This is a genomic window from Belnapia arida (assembly GCF_016773205.1).
In the GTDB taxonomy this organism is placed as follows: Bacteria; Pseudomonadota; Alphaproteobacteria; order Acetobacterales; family Acetobacteraceae; genus Belnapia; species Belnapia arida.
Genome location: NZ_JAETWB010000090.1, coordinates 1 through 7,396 on the forward strand (window position 1 = coordinate 1; position 7,396 = coordinate 7,396).

Below are 7,396 nucleotides of genomic sequence, written 5' to 3' on the forward strand. Positions count from 1 at the left end.
GCCCAGAGCCCGCCGAGGCTACGCTCGGCTGCCGTTCTAAGCGTGGCTTTCAGCTTGGCTAAGGCCTGTTCGATTGGGTTGAAGTCGGGGCTGTAGGGCGGAAGGTAGAGCAGGTTGGCACCTGCGGCCTCGATGGCCGCCCGACGCCGGCGCCCTTGTGGCTGCCGAGGTTGTTCATGACGACGATGTCGCCAGGGCGGAGCTCGGGCACCAGCACCTGCTCGACGTGTTCCCGCAGATCGACCGACAGCGCCTTGGACATCCGCATCGCCCCTTGTGCCAGGGCGCAACTGAATCACCGCCGCGCAGCCCGTAGGACCACAAGCAATTCAGTCAGCCAGGAAACCACTCTAGGCGACGGCTCGTTCCATCCCTGTAAAAGGGCCGAGCGCCTACAGTGAGTGGGCACGTCCTCATTCGAGGCATGGGCACGGCGGCCGCTCTCATTCTCGCGGACATCATAGAAGGTCCTCTACTCGGATCGGCAGTGCCCGTAACCGCCGTCCCGTCGCGTGGTGCACCGCGTTAGCGATGGCAGGTGCCACGCCGACCATCGACACCTCGCCTAGCCCTTTCACGCCCGCCGCATTCAGCCGTGGGTCAGGCGCATCCACGAACTCCACATCGATCGTGCCGATGTCGGCATGCACGGGCAGCACGTACTCGGCGAGGTCGGCGTTCAGGAAGCCGCCGTAGCGCACGTCGACCTCGCTCACCTCCCGCAATGCGGCGCCGATGCCCCAAATCACGCCACCCCGCAACTGACTGGCTGCCGTACGCGGGCTGATCACGCGGCCGCAATCGGCCACGCTGACCACGCGTGGGACCCGGATCCGGCGGGTACTCGGCTCCACACGCACTTCCACAAAATGTGCGACATGGCTGAAGCTGACATAGCCCGGATAGGCTGGGCCCATGGCAGCCGGCAGGCCACTCGTTAGGCGGCCCATAACCGCCTCCGGCTGCCCTGGCGCACGCCGGCTCACCTCCACCTCCAGATAGGGTCGGCCGGCAGCGCGCAGCCGCTCCGCCAGGCTGAGTCGAGATGGCAGCGTCTCCAGGGCGCGTAGCAGAGCGTCGCAGACCTCCTCGGCGGCAGGGATCGCCGTGGCCGTTCCCCAGGAACCTGCGGTGAGGTGCTGCGGCGTAGTGCCGGTGCTGCCGATTTCGAGCGTGATGCGCCCAGGCTCCACCCCCAGCCGCCGGACGAGCACCGCGAAGATGGCGGTGCGGATGCCCTGGCCCATCTCATGCACACCGACGCTGAAGGTGACGGCGCCGTCCGCCGAGAGCCGGAGCCTAGCGATGGCGGCGGCAGTCGCCGCCTTGTACGCCCCAATCGCCACGCCCCAACCCATCAGCGATCCGTCCTCCGCCCTCATGGAGCCTGGCTCCATGCTGCGCCGGTCCCAGCCGAAGCGGGCTGCGCCGCGGCGCAGGCACTCGGCTAGATACCGGGAAGAATAGGGCTGACCAGTGATCGGGTCGGCCGTCGTGTCATTGGCCAAGCGCAGCGCCACAGGGTCCCGGCCCAACCGGTAGGCCAGCTCGTCCACGCAGCACTCCACAGCGAAGGCGGCGGGGTGCTCGTAGGGCGCACGCATGTAGCCGGGCGTCTGGACATCGGTCCGCACCAGCCGCTCCCGGCCACGGAAGCCGGCGATGCCGTAGAGGCGAGCGGAGAGCTCGGTGTACTGCGTGGGGAAGAGGTCGTGGCGTGAGGTCTGCGAATCCGTCTCATGGATGAGGGCCACCATCCGGCCTGCCGTATCGGCTCCGAGCCGGATGCGATGGCGGCTGGCAGGGCGGAAGCTGCTGTCGTGGAAGATCTGCGCCCGGGTGACGACGAGCTTAACCGGCCGCTCCAGGCGCCGCGCCGCTTCCGCCGCCAGCACGGTATGCGCCTGAAGCGAGTTCTTCTGCCCGAACCCGCCGCCGGCCGAGGGAGAAAGCACGGTGATCCGCTCCGGCTCGATTCCCAACTGCCGCGCCAGCCCGTGCCGGATGGCCTCGGCATTCTGCGTGCCCTCATGCACGGTGAGATGCCCATCCCGCCACTCGGCGACGGTGGAGAGCATCTCGATCGGGTTCTGGTGCTGCGGCGGATGGCGGAAATCGGCCTCGATGCGGATCGCCGCCGCGGCATAGGCGGCGTCGGCCTCGCCTGCCTTCACATCGGCGAACATTGGCTTCGGCAGGGGCGAGTCCGCCTGGGCGACGATGTCCGCCTCCGGCGCATCGAGCGTCACCTGATGGGGCTCGGCCGCGTAGTCCGCCCGGATCAGCCTCGCGCCCTCAGCCGCGGCCTCGAGATTGTCCGCCACCACCAATGCGATGGGCTGGCCACGATAGGCGATGTGCGGCGACGTTATGGGCTGGATGCTCTGGAAGCCGTAGCCCCCGCCCATTAGGAAGCCCGGCGGCTTCAACCCGTTCAGCTCCTCATGCGTCAGCACCAGCCGCACGCCTGGCACGGCGCGGGCGGCGGCGGCGTCGATGCGCCGAACGGTGCCGCGAGCGATGGTGGCGGTCGCCAAGACGGCATGGGCTAGGCCGGGCCGGGCATTGTCAGCTGCGTAGCGCTGAACGCCGCGCACCTTGTCGAAGGCGTCGACCCGCAGGGCGTCGGGGTAGGGCATGTCGCTCATCAGGTCAGGCCCTCCGTTGCGCGATGAGAAGGGCTTCCGCCACGGTGCGGGTGCCGAGTTCGATTCGGAAGGCGTTGTGATGGCCTGGGCGGGCGTTGCGCAGCGCGGCCTCGCCGGCGGCGCGGGCAGCCTCAAGCGTCAGCGGACGGCCGACCAACCCCGCCTCTGCCTCCTGCGCCCGCCAGGGGCGGGTGGCGAGGCCACCTAGGGCGATCCGCGCCTCCCGCACTACATCACCCTCCATCCACAACGCGACGGCAGCTGAGGCAAGGGCGAAGGCATAGGATTCGCGGTCGCGGATCTTATGGTAGGTCGAGGCGCGCCCGAGCGGCGTGGCGGGCACACGGATGCGCAGGATCATCTCGTCGCGCGCCAGGCTCGTCTCCACCTCTGGCGTCGTGCCGGGCTCGCGGTGCAGTGCCTGCAGCGGGATGGTGCGGGCACCATTCGGGCCGGCCACGTCCACCACCGCGTCGAAGGCGACCAGCGCCACGGCCCAGTCGCCGGGATAGGTGGCGATGCAGGCCTCGCTGCCGCCGAGCACGGCATGGCCGCGATCGATCCCCTCCCGCGCCGCGCAGCCGCTGCCCGGCGTGCGCTTGTTGCAGGCGAAGGGCTCGCCGCCGCGGAAATAGGCGCAGCGCGTCCGTTGCAGTAGGTTGCCGCCGAGGCTGGCCATGTTGCGGAGCTGCTGCGAGGCGGCCTTCCACAGAGACTCCGACAGTGCCGGATACTCGGCCACGAGCCGAGAATCGGCCGCCACGTCGCTCATCCGCGCGCCGGCCCCGAAGACCAGCTCGCGCGGGCCGGCCGTGTCGAAGCTGGCGAGGCCGGGCAGCGCACTGATGTCCACCAGCCGCTCCGGCGCCTCGGCGCCGAGCTTCATCAGGTCGTAGAGCGTGGTGCCGCCGGCCAGAAAGCGCGTGCCACGACCGCCGGACGAGACAGCGCGGATCGCCGCCGCTTCGTCGCCCGCCCGGGCATAGGTGAAGGGGCGCATCGGATCAGCCCGCCCGCATCTTCGACGCGGCGTCCTGGATCGCGGCCAGGATGCCGGCGTAGGCGCCGCAGCGGCAAAGATTGCCACTCATGTACTCGCGGATCTCGTCGGCGTTGCCGACATGGCCTTCACGCACGCAGGCGATGGCGGCCATGATCTGGCCGGGCGTGCAGTAGCCGCATTGCAAGGCATCGTGGTCAATGAAGGCCTGCTGCATCGGGTGGAGCGAACCGTCCTCCGGCGAGACACCTTCGATCGTCGTAACGGCGCAGCCATCGGCCTGCACCGCCAGGGTGAGGCAGGAGGCGATGCGGCGCCCGTCCAAGTGGACCGTGCAGGCGCCGCATTGCCCATGGTCACAGCCCTTCTTGGCGCCGGTCAGCGCCAGCTCCTCCCGCAGCGTGTCGAGCAGGGAGGCGCGCGGGTCGAGTGAAAGCCTCTTTGCCTCCCCGTTTACCGTCAGGCTCACCTCGGTCCGGCCCGTCATCCCTTCCTGGGTCGCCGTCACCTGTGCGGTGGCGGCCTTGGCAAACGGGGCGGTGGCAAGGGTCGCGCCGATCATCAGGTCCCGGCGGCCTACCGAAGCCGGGTTATCGTTCCGTCCATCGGGCTTGTCGTCCATAGCGTCGGTCTCCGGTCGGGCGGTTTCTCGCCGCGACCTTAGGCTGACGCTTCGCCGTGGATCGCTCGCAATCCTGCGGAAGATGCTCGCGGGATTGCCGTGCCGAGCGGTTCTACCGGCGGCCCGCGCGGTAAGCGGTCGGCGAGACGCCGACGATCCGGCGGAAGGCGGTGGCGAAGTGGGAGGGGTTGTCGTAGCCGCAGAGGAAGGCAATGACCGAAACCGGCTCCTGCCCGGCCTCCAGGTGGCGCTGCGCCGCCTCCATGCGGATTTGGGCGAGCCGTCGGACCGGTGTCTCGCCATGCACCCGCCGGAAGGCGCGCAGCAGGTGGAAGGGGCTCATCCCCGCCTCGCGCGCCAGCTCGGCCAGCGTCAGCGGACGGCTGAGATGGGCGCGCATGAAATCCTCCAGCCGCAGTAGCCGCCGGTCGGCCGGCGGCTGCTGCGGCGCTGGCTTCATCCCGGCATGGCGCAGGAGGAGGTGGGCAGCAAGCAGCTCGCAGGCGGCCTCGGCGTAGAGGTTCGGCGCCCCGGCCAGCAGCGCGTCCGACAGGCTCAGCATCACCTGCGCGATGAGGGGATCACAGTAGGCCAGACTGTTCAGCGTTTCCAGCCTCGCCGCGTCCAGACCCGAGAGGTCGGCGGCCACGCGGCGCAGCGTGGCCGCGGGCAAATGGAGGTGCAGGGTCTCGTGCGACGCCTCGCCACGCCAGCGCAGGGCGGTCTCGTGCCCCGGCGCCGTCATGCCCAGGCTGCCGGTCCGATAATGCGCGCCGGAGCAGCGGCCACCGCTGCTGGATTCGATGTCGCAGTACCCGCCAGTCACGAGAACGATCACCTGATTGTCGGAGGCAGGAAGGATAAGTTCCTCAACAACCGCCGGCGCAGTGTAGCGCCGCAGCAGGACGGATTGCCATCTGCCCTTGCTGCAGTTCGCAAGGGCGATTTGCGCCTGCGTGTGAGCTGCCATGCTCGCGTCGTGGTCGGAGGGGCGGTGATTCATCTGCATCAGGATGGCTCCCGTGCTGGGGCAGTCGCCACAGCAGCGCGTATGACATTTCTTTTCTGCCGGTCACACCGGCGGTGAGGTTGCATCGTGATCGCTGATCCTGACCAGGAAAGATACTGACTGGCAGTTCAACTCATCCAGCGCTCATCGCATCCGGGCGATGACCTTGATCTCGACGTCGTAGCCTCCAATCAAAGCCAGCCACGATGCTTGAACCAATAGTAGGGACGACAGCGGAAGCTATCATCAGCAGCAGGGCAAACGGATATCCGAAAGCCCAAGACAGCTCAGGCATGTGCTCGAAGTTCATGCCGTAGACGGTGCCGACCAAGGTTGGCGGCAGGAATAGCACCGCCGCTACCGAGAACACTTTGATGATACTGTTCTGTTCGAGGCTGATAAGCCCGAAGGTCGCCTTGAGTAGAAAACCAATCTGCACCGACAGATGTGCGTCGTAGTCGGTCAGGGAGGCGACGTCGCGGTCCAGGGTTAAAAGGCGTGCACCGACGCTGTCTTGCAATCGCCCGTCCGCACCCTGGCGGAAGTAGGCCAGCATGCGGCCGAGGCTCAGCAAGCTCTCGCGCAACTTGCCGGTCAGCGAACTGGACCGGCCCAGGCGTTTGACGACAGCCTGAAGGTCGGTGGCGGGCCTGCGCCGCTTCGGCCGGGCCGCAGCCCCATTAGCCGCCGCTGGCTGCTCGTCCTCGACGAAGATCTCGTCGGCCAGGGCATCGAGCTGCGCGTCGGTGGCCTCTATAATGTCGGCAAGGCGGTTGACCACATTCTCGACTAGGACAGGAAGACGAGGTCGCTGCTGTTATGGGCGTCCGGGTCGCGGCGGTACTTGGCGTCGAAGGTGCGGAACGGCAGGGGGCGGCGTAACGGATTGTCACCAGGGTTCTGGGAGTGAGAACGAAGGTGACCGCGGCGGTGGTGGGGCGCCGCTCGCGACACCGGTGACAACCAGTGCGGTCATTACGAGTGCACCTCGATCCTCGTAGAGGCGAGCACTTTCCTCGATAGCAACCATCTCCTGCCGCGTCGGCATACCAGTGCCCAACAGGCGCTCGACGGCGGCTTCCTCTTCATCCAAAGGGTTGAGGAGGTCGACCCAGATCGCATCGGCGGGTAGCGCCGCGGGATCGGGCTTGGGAACAGGACCCAGCACACCGTCCTGGACAGCAAAGACGCCGATGATAGGGAACTCCTTGGTTCCGGGCCGCCCTTGCTGCGGGTACGGAGCCCGGAGATGTTCACCGGACCGCGGTCGACGTTGTAGGCCGGGCTCACCACGAACTGGTAGTTGAGCGCCGAGTTCAGGCCTGACTCCGCCATAGTGAAGCCTCACCCTGCCGTTCCGCGGCGAATGCGGGTATGAGGCGCGCTTCACCGTTGGGAGTGCGGAGCCATGGTCAACGCCGCCGAGGCCGTCGAGGAGGCCAAGGGTAACCGGAGGGTCGCGCTGCTAATCGCCGCCCTGGCCCTCGCCCTCGCGCTCACCGAGGTTGCGGGGGACGACGCCAAGACGGAGGCGCAGCTGAAAAACGTCGAGAGCGCCAACCTGTGGTCGTTCTTCCAGGCGAAAACCGTGCGCCAGACAACGCTCCGGGGCCTGTCGGATCTGTTGCCCCTGATGGCACCGCGCCCCGGGCGCGAGGCCGACGCCGAACGCATGCTCGAGCGGTGGCGAGCCAACATTGACCGCTGGGAGACCGAGCCGGAGACCAACGAGGGGCGCCGCGAATTGATGGCGCGGGCCAAGCAAGCCGAGGCAGAGCGAGACGAGGCGATGCGGCTTGACGGCCGTTTCGACGCGGCGTCGGCCCTGCTGCAGGTTGGCATCGTCATCGCTTCGGCCGCCATCATCACCGGCACGGTTATACTGGTCTGGGTGGGCGCGGCTCTCGGCGGTGCCGGGGCGCTCCTATCTCTGGCCACGTTTCTTGGCATGGTCTGAAAGCGCGTTAGCGCAACAAAAGATCCGCCGGGCGGGCAGAACAATGTCCCGTGCTGGGGTGGGATGTTGGCCATCGCAGGGCTTCTAGCAGGCTGCTGAAATTCCCTCTCGCGATTGGCGCTGGATCGTGATTCGCTTGCCCCCGGTGGGGGAGGCTGAT

General features: G+C 67.8%; 6 protein-coding genes and 1 pseudogene. 1 reads left to right on the forward strand and 6 read right to left on the reverse strand.

Annotation, left to right across the window (positions count from 1 at the left end):
* From JMJ56_RS32155 to JMJ56_RS36330, 6 genes and pseudogenes are all read right to left on the reverse strand, one after another.
* Nucleotides 1–235, reverse strand: a pseudogene (locus JMJ56_RS32155) (transposase); the annotation flags it as partial.
* A gap of 223 nt (nt 236–458) precedes the next feature.
* Nucleotides 459–2,648: a xanthine dehydrogenase family protein molybdopterin-binding subunit gene (locus JMJ56_RS32160; protein WP_202835954.1), complete on the reverse strand. Its 2,190-nt coding sequence runs from the start codon at nt 2,646–2,648 to the stop codon at nt 459–461.
* 4 nt (nt 2,649–2,652) lie between these two features.
* Complete coding sequence (locus JMJ56_RS32165) at nt 2,653–3,648, reverse strand: FAD binding domain-containing protein (protein ID WP_202835955.1); 996 nt, start codon at nt 3,646–3,648, stop codon at nt 2,653–2,655.
* A gap of 4 nt (nt 3,649–3,652) precedes the next feature.
* Entirely contained in the window at nt 3,653–4,135 is a 483-nt protein-coding gene (locus JMJ56_RS32170) for a (2Fe-2S)-binding protein (RefSeq protein ID WP_236039028.1), read from the reverse strand.
* Between the two features lie 247 nt (nt 4,136–4,382).
* A complete protein-coding gene (locus tag JMJ56_RS32175) occupies nt 4,383–5,279 on the reverse strand; it encodes a helix-turn-helix domain-containing protein (protein ID WP_202835956.1) in 897 nt (298 codons plus the stop codon).
* Between the two features lie 133 nt (nt 5,280–5,412).
* Nucleotides 5,413–6,060, reverse strand: coding sequence for a CorA family divalent cation transporter (locus JMJ56_RS36330; protein WP_202835957.1), 648 nt, complete (start codon nt 6,058–6,060; stop codon nt 5,413–5,415).
* A 627-nt stretch (nt 6,061–6,687) separates the two neighbouring features.
* On the opposite strand from JMJ56_RS36330, the gene JMJ56_RS32185 reads away from it, so the two are divergent.
* Nucleotides 6,688–7,236 (forward strand): DUF4337 domain-containing protein, encoded by a 549-nt coding sequence (locus JMJ56_RS32185; protein ID WP_202835958.1) that lies wholly within the window; start codon nt 6,688–6,690, stop codon nt 7,234–7,236.
* The last annotated feature ends 160 nt before the right edge of the window (nt 7,237–7,396 follow it).

What these genes read in the sequence shown, in the direction of transcription:
- JMJ56_RS32160 (WP_202835954.1), bottom strand. Translation starts at nt 2,648, where the DNA reads ATGAGCGACATGCCCTACCCCGACGCCCTGCGGGTCGACGCCTTCGAC.
- JMJ56_RS32165 (WP_202835955.1), bottom strand. Translation starts at nt 3,648, where the DNA reads ATGCGCCCCTTCACCTATGCCCGGGCGGGCGACGAAGCGGCGGCGATC.
- JMJ56_RS32170 (WP_236039028.1), bottom strand. Translation starts at nt 4,135, where the DNA reads ATGACGGGCCGGACCGAGGTGAGCCTGACGGTAAACGGGGAGGCAAAG.
- JMJ56_RS32175 (WP_202835956.1), bottom strand. Translation starts at nt 5,279, where the DNA reads ATGCAGATGAATCACCGCCCCTCCGACCACGACGCGAGCATGGCAGCT.
- JMJ56_RS32185 (WP_202835958.1), top strand. Translation starts at nt 6,688, where the DNA reads ATGGTCAACGCCGCCGAGGCCGTCGAGGAGGCCAAGGGTAACCGGAGG.